General features: G+C 47.7%; 16 protein-coding genes, 3 pseudogenes and 1 riboswitch. Of the genes and pseudogenes, 7 read left to right on the top strand and 12 right to left on the bottom strand.

Annotated elements, in window-relative coordinates:
* Positions 1–42: 42 nt before the first annotated feature.
* The 3 genes and pseudogenes from JCM10914_RS20710 to JCM10914_RS20700 all read left to right on the top strand — a co-directional run bounded on the left by JCM10914_RS20710 (position 43) and on the right by JCM10914_RS20700 (position 3,156).
* Positions 43–1,049 (top strand): annotated as a pseudogene (locus JCM10914_RS20710) (Gfo/Idh/MocA family protein).
* Between the two features lie 28 nt (positions 1,050–1,077).
* Positions 1,078–2,061 carry a Gfo/Idh/MocA family protein gene (locus JCM10914_RS20705; RefSeq protein WP_023964279.1) on the top strand — a complete coding sequence of 328 codons (984 nt, stop codon included), beginning with the start codon at positions 1,078–1,080 and terminating at the stop codon, positions 2,059–2,061.
* A 135-nt stretch (positions 2,062–2,196) separates the two neighbouring features.
* The gene (locus JCM10914_RS20700; protein ID WP_023964277.1) at positions 2,197–3,156 is read left to right on the top strand and encodes a Gfo/Idh/MocA family protein; all 960 of its coding nucleotides are present in this window, start codon (positions 2,197–2,199) and stop codon (positions 3,154–3,156) included.
* Positions 3,157–3,226: 70 nt separating this feature from the next.
* Here the strand turns inward: JCM10914_RS20700 and JCM10914_RS20695 are convergent, their stop codons facing one another.
* From JCM10914_RS20695 to JCM10914_RS20675, 5 genes and pseudogenes are all read right to left on the bottom strand, one after another.
* Entirely contained in the window at positions 3,227–4,651 is a 1,425-nt protein-coding gene (locus tag JCM10914_RS20695; RefSeq protein WP_023964275.1) for an NAD-dependent succinate-semialdehyde dehydrogenase, read from the bottom strand.
* Between the two features lie 137 nt (positions 4,652–4,788).
* Positions 4,789–5,766 (bottom strand): siderophore ABC transporter substrate-binding protein, encoded by a 978-nt coding sequence (locus tag JCM10914_RS20690; protein WP_023964273.1) that lies wholly within the window; start codon positions 5,764–5,766, stop codon positions 4,789–4,791.
* 192 nt (positions 5,767–5,958) lie between these two features.
* Positions 5,959–6,717, bottom strand: coding sequence for an ABC transporter ATP-binding protein (locus JCM10914_RS20685; protein WP_023964271.1), 759 nt, complete (start codon positions 6,715–6,717; stop codon positions 5,959–5,961).
* Positions 6,714–7,660: pseudogene (locus tag JCM10914_RS20680) on the bottom strand (iron chelate uptake ABC transporter family permease subunit). Before JCM10914_RS20680 ends, JCM10914_RS20685 begins: the two are co-directional and overlap by 4 nt.
* On the bottom strand, positions 7,650–8,603 hold the full coding sequence (locus JCM10914_RS20675; RefSeq protein WP_023964265.1) for an ABC transporter permease: 954 nt from the start codon (positions 8,601–8,603) through the stop codon (positions 7,650–7,652). Before JCM10914_RS20675 ends, JCM10914_RS20680 begins: the two are co-directional and overlap by 11 nt.
* 534 nt (positions 8,604–9,137) lie before the next feature.
* Between JCM10914_RS20675 and JCM10914_RS20670 the strand changes: the two genes are divergently transcribed.
* Positions 9,138–9,740, top strand: coding sequence for a nitroreductase family protein (locus JCM10914_RS20670; RefSeq protein ID WP_023964263.1), 603 nt, complete (start codon positions 9,138–9,140; stop codon positions 9,738–9,740).
* A 151-nt stretch (positions 9,741–9,891) separates the two neighbouring features.
* Positions 9,892–9,994: riboswitch (TPP riboswitch) on the top strand.
* 83 nt (positions 9,995–10,077) lie between these two features.
* Entirely contained in the window at positions 10,078–10,677 is a 600-nt protein-coding gene (locus JCM10914_RS20665) for a YkoF family thiamine/hydroxymethylpyrimidine-binding protein (protein WP_023964261.1), read from the top strand.
* 77 nt (positions 10,678–10,754) lie between these two features.
* Here the strand turns inward: JCM10914_RS20665 and JCM10914_RS28570 are convergent, their stop codons facing one another.
* Positions 10,755–10,850 carry a YjcZ family sporulation protein gene (locus tag JCM10914_RS28570; RefSeq protein WP_081739861.1) on the bottom strand — a complete coding sequence of 32 codons (96 nt, stop codon included), beginning with the start codon at positions 10,848–10,850 and terminating at the stop codon, positions 10,755–10,757.
* A gap of 113 nt (positions 10,851–10,963) precedes the next feature.
* Positions 10,964–11,662: a nucleotidyltransferase domain-containing protein gene (locus JCM10914_RS20660; protein WP_023964259.1), complete on the bottom strand. Its 699-nt coding sequence runs from the start codon at positions 11,660–11,662 to the stop codon at positions 10,964–10,966.
* A 141-nt stretch (positions 11,663–11,803) separates the two neighbouring features.
* Between JCM10914_RS20660 and JCM10914_RS20655 the strand changes: the two are divergent.
* Both JCM10914_RS20655 and JCM10914_RS20650 read left to right on the top strand, forming a co-directional pair.
* A pseudogene (locus JCM10914_RS20655) lies at positions 11,804–12,525 on the top strand (class I SAM-dependent methyltransferase).
* A 198-nt stretch (positions 12,526–12,723) separates the two neighbouring features.
* The gene (locus tag JCM10914_RS20650; RefSeq protein WP_023964253.1) at positions 12,724–13,974 is read left to right on the top strand and encodes a methyl-accepting chemotaxis protein; all 1,251 of its coding nucleotides are present in this window, start codon (positions 12,724–12,726) and stop codon (positions 13,972–13,974) included.
* Between the two features lie 82 nt (positions 13,975–14,056).
* On the opposite strand, the gene JCM10914_RS20645 is transcribed toward JCM10914_RS20650, so the two are convergent.
* Genes JCM10914_RS20645 through JCM10914_RS20630 form a run of 5 tightly spaced genes read right to left on the bottom strand, consistent with a single transcriptional unit; the run spans position 14,057 to position 16,206 of the window.
* Positions 14,057–14,434: a histidine phosphatase family protein gene (locus JCM10914_RS20645; RefSeq protein WP_023964251.1), complete on the bottom strand. Its 378-nt coding sequence runs from the start codon at positions 14,432–14,434 to the stop codon at positions 14,057–14,059.
* Positions 14,413–14,616 carry a hypothetical protein gene (locus JCM10914_RS31985; RefSeq protein ID WP_023964249.1) on the bottom strand — a complete coding sequence of 68 codons (204 nt, stop codon included), beginning with the start codon at positions 14,614–14,616 and terminating at the stop codon, positions 14,413–14,415. Before JCM10914_RS31985 ends, JCM10914_RS20645 begins: the two co-directional genes overlap by 22 nt.
* Positions 14,613–15,065, bottom strand: a complete 453-nt coding sequence (locus JCM10914_RS20640; protein ID WP_036719371.1) for an NUDIX hydrolase — start codon at positions 15,063–15,065, stop codon at positions 14,613–14,615. Before JCM10914_RS20640 ends, JCM10914_RS31985 begins: the two co-directional genes overlap by 4 nt.
* Before the next feature lie 25 nt (positions 15,066–15,090).
* On the bottom strand, positions 15,091–15,519 hold the full coding sequence (locus tag JCM10914_RS20635; protein WP_023964246.1) for a GNAT family N-acetyltransferase: 429 nt from the start codon (positions 15,517–15,519) through the stop codon (positions 15,091–15,093).
* Positions 15,520–15,555: 36 nt separating this feature from the next.
* Positions 15,556–16,206 carry a nucleotidyltransferase family protein gene (locus JCM10914_RS20630; RefSeq protein WP_023964244.1) on the bottom strand — a complete coding sequence of 217 codons (651 nt, stop codon included), beginning with the start codon at positions 16,204–16,206 and terminating at the stop codon, positions 15,556–15,558.
* Positions 16,207–16,669: the final 463 nt, after the last annotated feature.

Genomic DNA, 16,669 nt, shown 5'->3' with positions numbered 1-16,669 from the left:
CTCACCGTATGCAGATTGTTAACAAAAGGAGTGTCATTGTACATGTTGCACGTATTACTCGTGGGGGCAGGAACGATGGGGCGAACCCACGCTGCCGCTTATTCCTCTATGAAAGACGTCAAGCTTGCCGGTATTGTAGACGTCCAACAAGCAAAGGCGAATAAACTTGCCGACCGGCACGGAACCCGGTCCTTCTACTCATTCGAAGCTGCAGTGGAACGTCTCGGGTCGAAGATAGATGTGATTGACATCTGTCTGCCAACTCCATTGCATAAACCCTATGTCATCAAAGCAGCCGATACAGGTTCGCATGTGATATGCGAGAAACCGCTCGCCCGAACGGAAGAAGATGCACTCTTCATGATCGATTACTGCCGCGACAAGGACGTGCGTCTGTTCGTTGGTCATGTACTGCGATTTTTTCCCGAATATGTAAGAGCCAAGCAACTGCTGGAGCGCGGCATCATCGGCAAGCCGACGGTGGTCCGGGCGGGCCGCGGTGGAGGATACCCGGCCGGATGGAACGATTGGTACAGTGATTTTGCTGCCAGCGGCGGCATCACACTCGACGCGATGATCCATGATTTCGATTATCTGCGCTGGTGCTTCGGCGAGGTGGAGCGAGTCTACGCCAAAGGGCTTCACGGACATCATCAGGGGCATCTGGATTATGCTCTGGTTACGCTGCGATTCCGCAGTGGCGTCATCGCCCATGTAGAGGGGACTTGGGCACATGAAGCTTCTCCATGAATTTCGAGATAGCCGGCACGAGCGGCGTCATCGATTATGACAGTGCCAAGGACAGCCCTGTTATCTTCAAAAGCCGCAGCAGTGCTGCCGCAATCCCCGGGGTTGCGGTACCGGAAAGCCCACTTGAATTCAGCCCGTACTACCGGGAGTTGGATCATTTCATAACTTGTATTCGAGAAGAAACTCAGCCCATGGTAACCACGAAGGACGCTTATGAAGCCATGCGAATCGCGTTAGCAGCACTTTCATCCATGACCACGGGCCATCCTGTCGAATTAGCGAAAGAGATCCCCCACTAACCAACTAGCATGTAAGGAGAGAATAAGCATGAAATTCGGAGTTATCAGTTTTGCGCATATGCATGCTGTCAGCTATACGAAAGCGTTGCTGGCCATCGAAGGAATAGAACTGGTCGGTATATCAGATCCGATGGAAGAGCGCGGGCGCAAGTATGCTGATTGGTTTGGAACGACTTATTATGCTGACTACCATGACCTGCTCGCCACAGAGCTGGACGGCATCATCGTGACGTCGGAAAATGCACTGCACAAGGAACATGTTCTCGCGGCCGCTGCGGCCGGTGTACACGTCTTGTGCGAAAAGCCTTTATCCACCCATATTCAGAATGCCCAGGAGATGATTGATGCGTGCCGGAAGCAGGGCGTACTGCTGCAAACCGCTTTCCCGGTACGTTACAACGCCTCCGTAATTCGTGCGAAACAACTAATAGCAGAAGGAAAGCTTGGCAAAGTTCTGGCGATGAAGGGAACGAATCGCGGCCGCATTCCGGGAGGATGGTTCATTGAGCCATCCCTCTCTGGCGGTGGAGCGGTCATCGATCACACTGTTCATGTGGCGGATATTATGCGCTGGATTACTGGAGCCGAAATCCAGGAGGTCTATGCCGAGGTTGATCATATGATATCGGACCAACTCATTGATGATTGCGGCATGCTGACCATGGAGTTTGACAACGGGATTTTTGCCACGCTGGATTGCAGTTGGTCTCGCAACAAGGAATTCCCGACATGGGGAGACGTCACGCTTGAGATTATTGGAACAGCCGGTACGCTATCGGTGAATGCGACGAGTCAGAAGCTGCATGTGTATAACGACGAGGTTGGTTATCGCCACCACGCTTGGGGGGACAGCATGGATGCCCGTCTGATTCGTGATTTCGTTGCTTCCATACGCACAGGCGCGACGGAAGCATCGGTTACTGGGGAGGACGGACTTCATGCACTAGCCGTTGCCATTGCCGCTTATCGGTCATCCGAAGCCCATAAGCCGATAGCCATTCGCGATCTTTAAGTCGTCCATCCAAGCGAATAGATTGCCGGGATATTGCTTGAATAAATAGGTACCCGGGGCTATAATCACGGATGTATACATAGCTTTCCGACATCATAATGATTTCATCTTAAATACTCAGGAGTGATGCAACCGATGATAAGAGCAGGCGTGATCGGCGCTGGAGGCATGGGCGCCGTCCATATCAAGAACCTTTACGAGAATGAGTTTGTACAATTAAGCGCGATCTGCGATGTTAATGCCGAGCTTGCCAAACAGCAAGCCGAACTGTATGGTGCGGACTATTATACCGACAGCAGCAAAATGTTAGAGGAATCCACGCTCGACGTTCTATACGTCTGCATACCTCCATTCTGCCATGGAGACATCGAGGAGCAGGCTGCTGCCAAAGGCATTCATCTGATGGTGGAGAAACCGCTTGGACTTGATGCAGATTCCGTCCGTCATAAGGCTAAAGTTATCGCGGACAGCGGAATTATTGCAGCATCCGGTTACTGCTTGCGCTACTTGGATACGGTCGCCATCGCCAAAGAGTATCTCAAAGACAAGAAGATCGGCATGGTTCGTGCTCACTACGTTACGACCCCGGTTCCGACACCCTGGTGGCGTAAAAAAGAACTCTCCGGCGGACAATTGGTCGAGCAATCCACGCATACGCTCGACCTGGTTCGATATTTGTGCGGCGATATCACGCAATTATATGCCAATATGAGCCTACTGTTGATGAACGATATTCCGGATCTGGATATTCCAGACGTGGGGGCGATTCAATTCGTGCTTGATTCAGGCGCGGTAGGCCATATGCAGACGGGATTCATCCAGTTCGATCATCGGTCAGGCATCGAGATTATGGGGCGTGATTTCAGAGTGATTCTGGATGGAACGACGGTCTCCATCGTCGATAAGGACAAAGAGATCGTCTACCGCAGCAAGAGCAACTTCTATCGCAATCTGACCAATGCACTCATCGATGCGATCCGTACAGGCAATCGCGATCTGATTCTCGCCACGTATGAAGACGGCTATAAGACGCTCGAAGCAACGCTCGCCGCAAATACGTCCGCTGAAACGGGCCAGCCCGTTAAGTTGAGGTAAGATAGAATGAGTCAGGGGCATACTGCACGGTTCGTAAAGAACCGCAGTATGCCCCTGTTGCGTTGCTAATTTATAAGCTAAGCGAGATATATTTAACCTCAAGGAACTCATCGATACCATAGTGACCGCCCTCTCGGCCTAATCCACTCTCTTTGAAACCTCCAAACGGTGCTTGTGCCGTGGACGGTACGGGATCATTAATGCCAATGATGCCGTAATCGAGCACTTCGGACAGCTTAACCGCTTCTCCCAACAGCTCAGTATACACATAAGCAGCCAAACCGTACGGACTGTTGTTCGCTCGTTCGATCGCTTCATCCAACGTCTTGAACGTCGTAATTGGCGCGAGTGGACCAAACGTCTCTTCTTGCATGCATTCCATCTCGTCGGTGGCATGCATGATCACCGTAGGCTCTACATAATGACCACCAAGATCAGGCAACGCCCGCCCCCCTGCGAGAAGCACGCCGCCTTTATCCGTAGCATCCTTAATATGCCTAACCACCTTATCAACGGCCTCTTGATTAATCAGTGGTCCGATGTCCGTGCCTTCCTCAAGTCCGTTACCGACCTTCAGCTCCTTCGCAAGCTTGGTAAACTTCTCCGCGAATTCGTCGGCCACCGATTCATGCACATAGATACGGTTAGCACAGACACATGTCTGGCCGCCATTGCGGAACTTGGAGGATATCAAACCTGCAGCCGCATCGTCCAAATCCGCATGCTTCGTCACGATAAACGGTGCATGTCCACCAAGTTCCAGTGAGATCTTCTTCATCGTGGCTGCGGCACCTGCCATTAACTGCTTGCCGACCTCAGTTGAACCGGTAAAAGACAGCTTACGCACGCGGCTATCCTCCTGCCAGACGTCGGCAATATCGCTTGATGACCCGGTAACGATATTAATCACACCTGCAGGAATACCTGCTTTCTCTGCAAGTTCAACAAGCTTAATCGCAGAAAACGGCGTTTCTCCTGAGGGCTTAATGACAACCGTACAGCCGGCAGCCAGAGCAGGAGCAATCTTACGCGTAATCATTGACGAAGGAAAGTTCCATGGCGTGATGGCTGCTACAACGCCAACCGGCTGCTTCGTAACCATGATACGCTGCGAAGGCGAAGAGCCTGGTATCGTCTCCCCGTAGATTCGTTTGCCTTCCTCGGCGTACCAAGCGATAAAGTCATTGCCGTATTTGATTTCACCCGTCGCTTCCTTGAGCGGCTTGCCTTGCTCAATGGTCATGATCCGCGCCAGCTCATCCGTGTTCGACTGAATCAATTGATGCCAGCTGCGAAGCAGCTCGCTCCGTTCCACTGCCGTCTTTGTCGACCACTCTGCAAAAGCCTCAGCTGCCGCATCGACAGCTTGCTTCGCTTCCTTCTTCCCCGCTTTGGGCACCGTACCGATCACTTTGCCATCGGCTGGATTATATACATCAATCTGATCTTTAGTCTTGATCCATTGTCCACCAATATAGTTCTCACTTCGAAACATATACAAGCCCTCCTATGCTGACTTATGATCTTATTATTCGTTATTCACTTACCCTCATGCGCAGAAACAAAACGCCGAAGCTTCTGGTAAAAGCTCCGGCGTCTCTAAACTAATATTCTTCAATCGTAATAATCCGATTATTTAATGGCTCCGTCCACTTCTTTAATCATCTCGGATACGGAAGTCAAGCCACCGCCGGACAGATACCAGAAGTCAGGATTCAAGTAGACAATGTTGCCGTCTTTAAACGCATTCGTTGTCTTTACAAGCTCGTTCTCAACCACAGCTTTCGCGCCGGACTCACCATTGCCAGACGCTACGGCTGCTCCGCGGTCCACTACGAACAGATAGTCAGGGTTCATCTCTACGATGTACTCATTGGAGATGTCTTTACCGTGCGTGCTTACTTCAATGTTAGGGTCTACGGGATCGAAACCGAATACGTCATGCAGAATACCGAAACGGGATCCAGGGCCGTATGCGCTGATCTTACCTTCATTCGCAAGAATAATCAAGGCTTTCTTATCGGTAGCAGTTGCTTTTTCATTCAATGTCTTAATGTTCTCTTCGATGGCCGTGAGCTCTTGCTCAACTTCAGCATCTTTATCGAAGATTTGACCCAAGGTGTGCATGTTCTCTTCGAAAGATTCCATGTACCTGTTAGTGTCGACACCCAAGAAGATCGTCGGAGCAATCTTGGTCAATTCATCATAGGCATCTTGCTGTCTACCGGAAATGATGATCAGATCTGGTTTAATGCTGTTGATCTTCTCGAAATCAGGCTCCTTCAAGCTGCCTACGTTCTCATACTTCGCATCTTCAAACTTGGACAGGTACGCAGGGATATTCGCTTGCGGAACTCCTGTGACTTCAATGCCCAGCTTATCAACAGAATCAAGAATACCAAAATCAAAAACAACCACACTAGCAGGATTCTTAGGCACTACGGTTTCACCAAGCTGATGCTTGATCGTAAGCTCTTCTGTTGCTGCCGGTGGAGTGTCCCCAGCTCCTGTTGTATCTCCATCGGCACCTGCCGAATTATCGTCCTGACCACATGCTGCCAATACGATGGTGAACATTGCCACCATGAATAACGTTAACCACTTCTTCATTACCTACACCCCATCTTGTATATTTAGTTTAAACCTTCAATCATATATTTGAATTTATGGTTGAATTAGTAAGTTGTTGGAGACAGATAAAGCCGCGCCGTCCTTCATCGAGGCAGCCTGAGCCGTTTGCTGAGATAAGGTCTTATACCAGATAAGATATCCTTATCTCACCTTTCAAACGTTCTGTATGTGTTAAGCGTAATAGACACACACCCGGTTATCATTTATCTCTTCAATCTCAATGTTCATATCATAAATATCTCGCAGCACATTGCTCTGGATGATTTGCTCCGTCTTGCCTTCGCTCTCAATGGCGCCATCTTTCAACGCAACGATGTAATCCGAGTAGAAGGAGGCAAAGTTTATATCATGAATAACGATCACAATCGTTTTGTTCATATCTGCTACCAGCTTGCGAAGGATCTTCATAATCTGTACCGAATGTTTCATATCCAGATTATTAAGCGGTTCGTCAAGCAGAATATATTCCGTATTCTGGGCAATAACCATTGCGATATAGGCACGCTGCGTTTGACCGCCACTAAGCTGATGAAGGAATTTATGCTGCATATCCTCAAGCTCCATGTATGAAATTGCCTCATCGACGAACTTCTCGTCCTCTGCATTTAACCTGCCTTGTGAATAGGGAAAGCGTCCAAATGATACTAGCTCGCGTACCGTCAGCCTAAGACTGATATGGTTAGACTGCTTCAGGATCGACACCTTCTTGGCCAGATCGCCGCTCTTCCATTGGCTGACCTCTTTACCGTCTACCGTAATTTGACCGCTGTCCTTACCCGTTAAACGGCTGATCATGGACAGCAAGGTACTTTTCCCTGCACCGTTCGGCCCGATAAACGAAGTGATTTGCCCTTTCGGAATCGTAACCGATACGTTATCAACGACTTTTTTGCCGCCATATACTTTCGATACGTTCGTCACCTGAATCATGATTTACTCTCCTTTAGCAGCAGGTATATGAAATACACTCCGCCGATGAAGTTTATGATGACACTCAGTGTTGTGGAGAAGGTAAAGACCCGTTCCACAACCAATTGACCGCCAACCAAAGCGATAATGCTAATAAGTATGGAAGCTGTTATTAAGTAGGAGTGCCGGAACGTCTTCATAAATTCGTAAGCCACGTTCACCACCAGCAGACCAAGGAATGTAATCGGTCCTACCAAGCTGTAGCCACTGAGATTAACACGGCTACCACGATCAGCAGCCTTTTTACGACATGATCGTAATTAACGCCTAGATTGATCGCTTGTTCACGTCCGAGAGCCAGTACATTCAGATACTTGGCATACCTTGCAAAATACAACAGGGACAGTGCGATAAGGACAATCGATGTTACCAATAACTCGGTCTTCACATTATTGAAGCTGGCGAACATCTTATCCGCCACATATTGGAATTCATTGGGATCAATCAGTACCTCCATGAACGAAGACATACTGGAGAACAAGGTTCCGAAGATCATTCCGATCAGCAGGAGGAAATAGATATTGTTGCCTTCTCGCTTGAACAATATTTTGTACAGGACCCCGGCAAACAGGATCATGGCACCGACATTAATTAGAAAATTAAGGTTGCTCCCTAATTGATACAGCGTGAATGATCCGAAAACAAAGATGACCGTTGTCTGAATCAAAATATACAGGGAGTCCAAACCCATAACACTTGGCGTCAGAATCCGGTTATTCGTGACCGTTTGAAACACCGTGGTTGACAGAGCGATCGCCCCGCCGGTCAGAATAATAGCAAGCACTTTCTTGATTCGCCTTGGAAAGGCATAATCCCAACTGCCTCCGAGATCAATGAATAGAAAGACTGCTACCAGGATGATTGCCGCTGCGGCCAGTAGGCCGATCTTGGCTTTATAAGTCATAAGCCTTTCTCCTCATCAGTAAGAAAATGAATATACCGCTTCCGAGTACGCCCACGGTTAAGCTAATCGGAATCTCATAGGGATAAATAATAATCCGGCCAAGGATGTCACAGAATAATACGAACCCGGCCCCCAGCAATGCGGTATGCGAAAGGCTTTTTTTCAAGTGGTCTCCTAAGTACAAACTTACTATGTTAGGTATGATCAGACCCAGGAAAGGAATTACGCCAACAGTAAGTACGACCGATGCTGTCACCAGTGCTACGATGACCAATCCCAAATTCACAACACTTCGATATTTAAGCCCCAGATTCGTTGCGAATTCCTCACCCATACCGGCTACCGTAAACTTGTTAGCGAACAGATAAGCCAAAATGACAAGCGGTACGCTGATATACAGCATTTCGTATTGGCCCTTAATGATCATGGAGAAATCACCTTGGAGCCAAGCTGACATGTTCTGGATCAGATCATGCTTGTAAGCAAAAAAGGTTGCGATCGAACTGACGATGTTACCGAACATGAGCCCGACAAGCGGAATAAAGATCGCATCCTTGAACTTGATTCGATCGAGGATCTTCATGAAGATAAAAGTTCCTAGTAGAGCGAAAACAAAAGCGACCAACATCTTAACGAGCGGTCCGCTCGTCGTGAATACGAGCATAGCGACTAGAATACCAAGTCTTGCGGAATCCATGGTCCCCGCCGTCGTAGGTGATACGAACTTGTTCCGGCTTAGCTGCTGCATTATCAATCCGCAGATACTCATGCTGACACCTGCCAAGACGAGACTGACTAATCTTGGGATTCGACTAGCAAGCATAATATGCTGTTGTTCTTCTGTCATGGAGAACAGATCAAGTGGTGATATACCCTTTACCCCGATAAACAATGAGATTATGGAGAGCACCACTACGGCTGCAAATAAGTATCTTAATTTCATGGCTCTTCCTTCTATGCTTGTGTCTCAAACGATCCGTTCAGTCGCATGCTTAATCTCATTCTCAATGAGATTGATTATCATTTGCGTTCTGATATGCATTATATCATCCTCATTCTCAGTCGACAAGTATAATTGAGAATGAAAATCAATAAATGTTCATGAATATGTATGAGTTGTTCATCAGTTGTTCATAAGTATGAAGTTTACTTTATAAACCATAGTATAATGTTTTCATATGTTGTAAGCATGAGCGTTCGTTCTTTAGCAAATTAGTATGGGATCAATGAGAATCAGTATCTGTCCCGCTATCCGCGGGCGTTTGAATTCTCAATAAGAGGGTAAAGAAATGAAACACGTTCTCACAGTTGACATGAACTGAATAATGATTTAGTATACTAACATAATTATTATAAATAACTAAAAGTAAGTTAGTGATAAATAATAATTATAATCCATATGCATACTTTCGAGGGTATAGTGGAAATCTTGTATCCGAATTATGCACAACATGATAACCTAGGAGGCTTTACAACTATGTCCAAAGATTTCTCAACAGCTCTTAAGAATCGCCGTTCCTACTACGCCATCAGCAAGGAACCTGTCATATCGGACGAACGCATACAGGAACTTGTGAGTGAAGCTGTCAAGTACACACCTTCGTCCTTTAACTCTCAAAGTGCTCGCGTTGTCATCCTGCTCGGAGAACAACATGATAAACTGTGGAATATCACCGAGGGTATTCTGAAAGAAGTCGTAGGTGATGCAGATGCGTTCCAATCGACAGCGGACAAGATGTCCTCTTTCCGCGCTGGGTACGGTACGGTCTTGTTCTTCGAGGACAACGATATCGTAACCGGGTTACAGCAAAACTTCGCGCTCTATGCAGATAAATTCCCGGTGTGGTCTAATCAATCCAACGGCATGCTGCAGTTTGTTATATGGACTTCCCTAGAAGCTGAAGGCTTGGGAGCCTCCCTGCAGCATTACAACCCGTTGATCGACGAGAAAGTGAAATCCGAGTGGAACATCCCTGAGAGTTGGAACCTGATCGCTCAAATGCCTTTCGGTAAACCTGTAGCAGATCCTGGCGAGAAGGAATTTGCACCGCTTGAAGACCGCGTGAAAGTATATAACTAAGCCAAAAACAACTAAGACCGTTGACCAGGGTACGCTCCTGAGTCAACGGTCTTTCTTCATTATAATTGATAACAAGCCAGCTTCACGGTACAATGACTACAAGATAGAGATGTACACTAGTCTGTAATCTCTATAATGAAGCGAATCGAAATAGCTGTGCTAGGGGTGCCCTGTGCTGAGAGACGGCAAGCTGCTGTTAACCCTTATTACCCGATCTAGGTCATACTAGCGTGGGGAAGTGTAGCATTTATGCTGTATTTCTTGGCGTAGCATAACTGCACCTTCTTCGCGGGTGCAGTTTATTTTGTATGCGCTAAGAATAGGAGGATCATTATTAATGAAAGAACTAGTATGTGGAACGAGTCGAATCGTAGGCTGTCGGTTCTCCATATTGCCGATGTCGGACCGCTTTGTAGAGATCATTATGGGAGCCCTAGACTCTGTCCATAAAGACAAAGTATGGATGAGTACCGACGATGTAAGTACATGCATCCGTGGTCGTGCCGAGCATGTCTTTGATGTCACGCGAGCGATGTATGCCTTTGCCGCCTCCAGCGGCGTTCATACCGTGTTCAATGGCACGTATTCCATCGGTTGCCCGGGAGACACGGAGGCGGATGTTTACATGTCCGAGGATGCCAACCGCCTAAACAGCAGTATCGGAGAGCAAGCCCACATCCAAACCGCATGTCAATTCTCGCTCTACCCCCTCGGAACGGAGAACTATATGGACGTCATTTACCGGGAAGTTGATCGAGCCAAAGAGAGCGGCACATTCGCTGGCAGTGTCCATTATGCGAGCCGATTAGACGGTTCCCTCGTAGACGTCTTTGCTTCACTCGAAGCTGCATTTCTACACGCCATCCAGTCTGATCACAGTCATCTGGTCATGACCGCAACGGTGTCCGCACACAGCCCTTCGGTCAAACAGCGTTAAGTCTCGCGTATATATAGAACAAAAACCCGACATCTGCCGGGTTTTTGTTGCTTTTGATCAAGATCTGACCTCACCGTTTATACCCAAGCACTCGAGATGATTACGAGCAGGATAAAGAGAACCAAAATCATTCCTACTGAACTACCCCATTCGCCACCGTATACTCCGCTCATGAAGATCCCTCCTGGATAAAAGAATGACGTGATATCATCACACTATTAATGTATTGCTCCTCCGAGCCTGGGGTCACGGCTATTGTACCTTTCCAAAATGACGATAGCCTCGGTTATTCCTCGTAGCCGATCAGCAATCGTCCTCCGAATGGAGCAAGAGAACGTTCGACAAGCTCAAACAGCAGTGAAGCATCGTCAAGGCGATATAGCTTTGATAATGCTCGCTCCAACTGCGCCCCGCTCTCAGGGTTGAAACGGCTGAACAAACGGAATAACATCTTACCTTCGGCCACCCACATCGAATTGACCCTCAGTACGAATTCGCACAACAGCGTCATAATCTTCTGGACGGTAAACCACTTCTCACCTTCGTTTAGAACCGCTGTTAAATCCATCATATATTCCGTCAGCATATAACGGTATTCATCTATATCGGTTAACGTGAGCGGCATTGGGCCATAATCCAGATCATGCTTAGCTTCGAGCAGGATCTCTTCGCCCTCCGGCTGGGACAATAATACTTTACCTTCTGCCGTCATTCGCTGTAATGTCGGATTGGCCGCCATAACTCCCGAATCGAAATAGGCTCGATAGGAGGACAGTGATAACACGAATAGCTCAGTCGTCCATCCGTTCACTTCCACCGTATATCGACGCATGTCATCTCCATCGCGTTCATAAATGACGATGTCCAAGTCAGAATGATCATTATGTTCACCGCGACTTGCACTGCCGCCAAGAACAGCGAGCAGACACGCTGGATATTCGCTATGAATTAATTGTTGTGCAGTTTGAATTGGATCTGCTTTCATCCCGGTCTCCCCCAGCTACTCTTCTCATCCCCAAAAAAAGGGCTCTAAATATTTAATTCAGCGAAAACCCCAAACGTACCTTAATCATATGGTAAATAAACGATTATCCTGATGATCTGAAGGAAAGAAGGGATATATTCAATGAATTACATTAATATGCTCTCCAAACTTGGCATGGGAAGTGCGCATCCAGGTGGTTTTGAAGCAACGTTAAGAATGTTGAAGAATTACCCGATCCAATCAAACAGCCGCATCCTTGAGGTAGGCTGCGGTACGGGCAGAACATCATGTCACCTTGCCGGGCTGGGCTATGAGGTAACGGCTGTCGACCTGAATGAGAACATGATTAAGAAGGCACGCAAGCGGCTGAAGCTATGGGGATGAACGTAACTTTTGAACAGGCCGACGTATGCAGCCTGCCGTTTGATGATGGGCAATTTGATCTGATCCTTGCAGAATCGGTTACCGTATTTACGGACACCGCCAAGTCGCTCCCAGAATATTACCGTGTTCTGGATGATGGAGGCACACTGCTGGACAGAGAGCTTCTGCTCGACAAACCTATGCCGGAGCCACAGCTTCAAGAATTGCTTGCCTTCTTCGGCATACCGAATCTGATGCTGCGTGAGCAATGGAGCCATTCTCTGCTCTCATCCGGGTTCCAATCGGTCGATGCGCTGGAATACAATCACTTCACGGAACAATTGAAGGAAGAACAGACTCGTCACTTGGATACCTTCGAACAGCGGGACAAAGGCATTCTGTTCGACCAATCGCTCTGGGAAACGTTGTTTAAGCACGACCGGATGATACTCGATAACACGGATTACTTGGCATCCGCTCTATTCAAAGCTGTAAAATAAACGGGAAACTTCCGTACCGCAACTTTCAGGAGTTAGAGGGGCTATGCCGATCTTGTTGCTGCCCTGCCGGTCCCTCTCCCTCCTCCAGTTCTAACGACCTATTTCAGCAAAATTCATCAAAAGATCCTATCTACTTTTGTCGCCCAATGTTATAATCATGGTAAATATATCCTATAAAATTGAGGAGGACTCATTCTTATGGCATGGTTCAACAGACTCCCGCTCTCACGAAAAATCACAGCAGCCTGTTATCTTATCGCTGCCCTGTTCGCGGTTCCGATGTTGCTAGCTTTTATCCTCATGGGCAAATCGATTATAGGTATCATCCTGGTCCTGATCTTATCCGGGCTCACTTTCCCACTCTCCAAAGTCATTGAGAACACCTTGACCCACTCCTTTACCGAAATCTCCAGCGTCTCTGCCAAAATCGCCAAGGGCGACTTCACCTTCCAGGTCCAGGAGATCGGCGGCATGAACGATCTAAGCCGTACATTTAATAGTATGGTGGACAAGCTCCGACGTATATTGCAGGAAACTTCGGATATTTCTCGCAAAGTCATGAATTCAAGCCGCAACATCTCGAACAAGAATCAGGAACTCATACAAGTCATGAATCAAGTCTCCCTCTCTTCGAATGAGCTTGCCGTCGGAGCGAATGAAATTTCCGAGGATGTGTCCGAGATGACGCATTCCATCCGTGAGATTGAAGAGAAGGTAAGTAATTACACCCATTCAACCCAAGAGATGAACTCCCGTTCCGTGGAAACACTCGATCTCGTTGAACAAGGTCGCGAATCTGTAACGAGGCAATCCGCAGGCATGCAGCGCAATATTGAGGCAACTGCCAAAGTATCCGAATCCATAGATGCTTTAGCCAAGAGCGCCAAGGGCATCACCAAGATTACCGAAACGATATCTGAGCTCGCGGATCAGACGAACTTGCTCTCACTGAATGCATCGATTGAAGCAGCCAGAGCCGGAGAGCACGGTGCCGGATTTGCCGTCGTTGCGCAAGAAGTGCGTAAGCTGGCAGAAGAATCAACCTTATCTACACGCGAAGTTTTTAATCTCGTCCGCAGCATTGAATCTGATGTCAAACATGCTACGCAGAACATTAAGATTAACGAAGATGTAGTACAGCAGCAGACCGAAATGATTCGCGAAGCTGAGCAGATCTTTATGGAGATCGTGAACAGTGTACGATACATATCAGAGCAGATTGCAGCCTTTACGGAAGAAAGCCAGTCCATGCTCGACAGCGCACAAAACATATCTTCGGCCATTCAGAACATATCGGCGATCACGCAGCAGTCCGCGGCTGGAACTGAACAAGTATCTGCCTCGATGAATGAAGGGATATCCTCCATTCAGAAGATGGCAGACGAAGCAGAAGCGATGAACAATGCCGTATTCCAGCTCCAGAAGACGATAAACATATTCAAATTCTAGTAAGCTATATATACATAAAACCAAGTGCCATGAATCCAAAAATCGATTCATGCACTTGGTTTCTGCTGAGTTTCTTCATACTTTACTCTTCATTCCATAATCGCGCGATGTTAACCAGAGTTCCTTGTTCAAAGTCTGCTCGATAAATATCCGGCATACTGGTTCCCTGCCAAAACTCATAAGCAAAGCGGGCGTCGAAATGATTTAACATTAACGTCATAATATCACCATGTGTTCCAATGACCACCCGTTTGCCCGCATATTGATCCAATATATTGTTGATGACCTTGATTGCCCGACTCTGAGCATCCCTGCTGGACTCCCCGCCGGGCAAGGAGAAATTCCGGTCTGCGTACAACTTCCGCTTGGCATCGGCAAAAGATATTTCATGTAAATCACCGAGCTTGCGTTCCCTTAAGTCTTCCTCTTCCATGATCTCTAACCCGATCGCATCGGCCAAAGACTGGATGGTGTCCTTTGCGCGTTGATAAGGCTGGAGATCATCATATCTATTCCTTCACCTGCCAGCCAAACCCTTACTTTTTCCGTAGCAACGATTCCCCGTTCTGACAAGCCACGTTCCCGCTCCAACCCTTCAACATAAGGAGAATCGGCATGCCTTACAAAATATAACGTTGTCATTCTTCTTGCTTCACCTCACTGTTCATCACCGGTTCCATCATCATCTCTACAAAAGGAGTGAGCGGCAACGACATCAACTCCTCTAACTTGATCCACTTCGCTCCCATGGAATCATGGCCATCGCCTTCCTCCCGAATCGACTGGCGTTCTCCTATACCCTCAACATCATAAATAATCCCGATGTGATGCAGTTCCTCCATCTTGTGCTCGTTATATTGATAGACAAGCGTATAAGAGATCGCCGTGCGGATGTTGCCTTTGATGGAGGCAAGCCCCGTCTCCTCCACAAATTCACGCTGCAAGGTATGCTCCGGCTCTTCACCGAATTCCACTGAACCTCCAGGCAAGTCCCATTTGCCTTTATGAGGACCTCTGGCTTTTTGAATCAACAGGATATGGTCGTGTTGAATCAGCACACCGTACACGCCTAAATGCGTGTATTTTTCCACCACTAACCCACTCCCTTTAGTTATATTACAGTTTCTTCACGTAGCGGAGTCCGGATCGCACAAATCCGAGCCGTTCATAGAACTCGGAAATATGCTGCCATTCGGTCTTATCGCCACTCGTCAACACCAAGGCATTCGCTCCTCGCTCGATAGCCCACTTCTCCGTAAATTCGACAAGCGTCCGGCCAATCCCTTGGCCTTGCAATTCTTTCTTTGTTATCAATGCATGGATCTGCGTTGTATACCCATCCCGTTCATAACTCAGAATATCGCGGCACCCCACCATTCCGACTACACTTCCTTCCCGCTCTGCAACAAAAGTATGATAGAAGGGCGCAGCCTCCATATTATCCATCCGTATGTTCATCTGATCTTTCATTACCGGATAACCCAGGTCGCTGATCAACGCCGTCAGGGCCTCCAGATCTTCCCGCTGATATGGGCGAATTTGCATCGTATCTCCTCCTTCTTACGCTTTAAACCCCTTCAACTAATCTTCATAAATCGTAAGCTGTGGCCATTGGTTCTGCCAATTCTTCTTTCGGATCCGCTCCAGATAGTAATCTCGATCGTGAAATTTGGGAGATCTTCGGACGCGTAGTGCGAATAAATCCTCCAGTCCATGGGGACAACACAATTCAATCTGATCATCCAGCGTTAATCTGGCACCGATAGCTGTCGTAACCTCCGGCCAGTAAGATAAAGCGTCCCACGTTGAGTGATACGGCCCGTTTCCGTTATGAGTGTGCATTCTGGCTTGATTCTTCACCGACCATTTATCATTCCCGGTAGATGACCTCAGTTCGCTGTCTAAACGACGGTCTCGCGCCTCGGTCACGTCTTCCAGATCATAGTACACGACATCGATATCCGTGTGTCGATCGGTTCGCGTGTAACCGTGCAGCAGATCCCATACGTAATTCCGTATGTAACCCGCAGCGATATAACACTCCGGCAGATTCAATGCCCTGACGGTTATTAAATCTCGCATTAACCCCTCGTGCTGCCTTATGACATTCATTAACCGTTCTGCGAGTAAACCATTCAGCTTGTCCTCATTGCTATTTTTGCCATTGTAGTTGGTTCGCATAATTCCCAGTCCCTCCACTTCCATCAGATGAACATCGATTCCCCCGTGCAAAAAGCATAGACCGTCTCCTTCCGGATACGGTCTATGCTCGGTTCTTGTAGTCTATTATATTCAAGTCTTAAACAGCTCGCAAGAAAACATGTTACCTATACTGCTGCATCCACTCGCTCCTGGGAAGCGCCATCACAGCGTTTGCATACCTTTAGCTGTTTGCCGTCTGATCTCGTACGAGGGTACAGCAACTTAATTCGGGTGCTTTGACACACTGGACAGGTCCCACGAGCGCGCGTAGGTAAATGCCACAAAGATTTACCTCTTTTCTGTTTTGCCATTCATCCAAACCCCATTCCATAGATTCATTAGGATCATAATCATTGTATGAACGGGTCTGGCATTACATGTCGGGGAGATTAAAGATCCTCTTGGGGGACTTGCGCGCTCTTGCGCTGACCACGACCCAAAATATAAAAAAACGCGAATGAACCCCCCTCAGTCTCATTCGCGCTCATTCTGC

Source organism: Paenibacillus sp. JCM 10914 (assembly GCF_001315105.1).
Classification (GTDB): domain Bacteria; phylum Bacillota; class Bacilli; order Paenibacillales; family Paenibacillaceae; genus Paenibacillus_AQ.
Note: the sequence above shows the minus strand (reverse complement) of the source record. Positions and strands in the feature narration are given on the sequence as shown.

Coding starts and splice junctions, on each gene's coding strand:
- JCM10914_RS20675 (WP_023964265.1), bottom strand. CDS start 8,603: ATGAAATTAAGATACTTATTTGCAGCCGTAGTGGTGCTCTCCATAATC.
- JCM10914_RS20685 (WP_023964271.1), bottom strand. CDS start 6,717: ATGATTCAGGTGACGAACGTATCGAAAGTATATGGCGGCAAAAAAGTC.
- JCM10914_RS20660 (WP_023964259.1), bottom strand. CDS start 11,662: ATGAAAGCAGATCCAATTCAAACTGCACAACAATTAATTCATAGCGAA.
- JCM10914_RS20635 (WP_023964246.1), bottom strand. CDS start 15,519: ATGCAAATTCGCCCATATCAGCGGGAAGATCTGGAGGCCCTGACGGCG.
- JCM10914_RS20665 (WP_023964261.1), top strand. CDS start 10,078: ATGAAAGAACTAGTATGTGGAACGAGTCGAATCGTAGGCTGTCGGTTC.
- JCM10914_RS20670 (WP_023964263.1), top strand. CDS start 9,138: ATGTCCAAAGATTTCTCAACAGCTCTTAAGAATCGCCGTTCCTACTAC.
- JCM10914_RS28570 (WP_081739861.1), bottom strand. CDS start 10,850: ATGAGCGGAGTATACGGTGGCGAATGGGGTAGTTCAGTAGGAATGATT.
- JCM10914_RS20705 (WP_023964279.1), top strand. CDS start 1,078: ATGAAATTCGGAGTTATCAGTTTTGCGCATATGCATGCTGTCAGCTAT.
- JCM10914_RS31985 (WP_023964249.1), bottom strand. CDS start 14,616: ATGACAACGTTATATTTTGTAAGGCATGCCGATTCTCCTTATGTTGAA.
- JCM10914_RS20700 (WP_023964277.1), top strand. CDS start 2,197: ATGATAAGAGCAGGCGTGATCGGCGCTGGAGGCATGGGCGCCGTCCAT.
- JCM10914_RS20650 (WP_023964253.1), top strand. CDS start 12,724: ATGGCATGGTTCAACAGACTCCCGCTCTCACGAAAAATCACAGCAGCC.
- JCM10914_RS20690 (WP_023964273.1), bottom strand. CDS start 5,766: ATGAAGAAGTGGTTAACGTTATTCATGGTGGCAATGTTCACCATCGTA.
- JCM10914_RS20695 (WP_023964275.1), bottom strand. CDS start 4,651: ATGTTTCGAAGTGAGAACTATATTGGTGGACAATGGATCAAGACTAAA.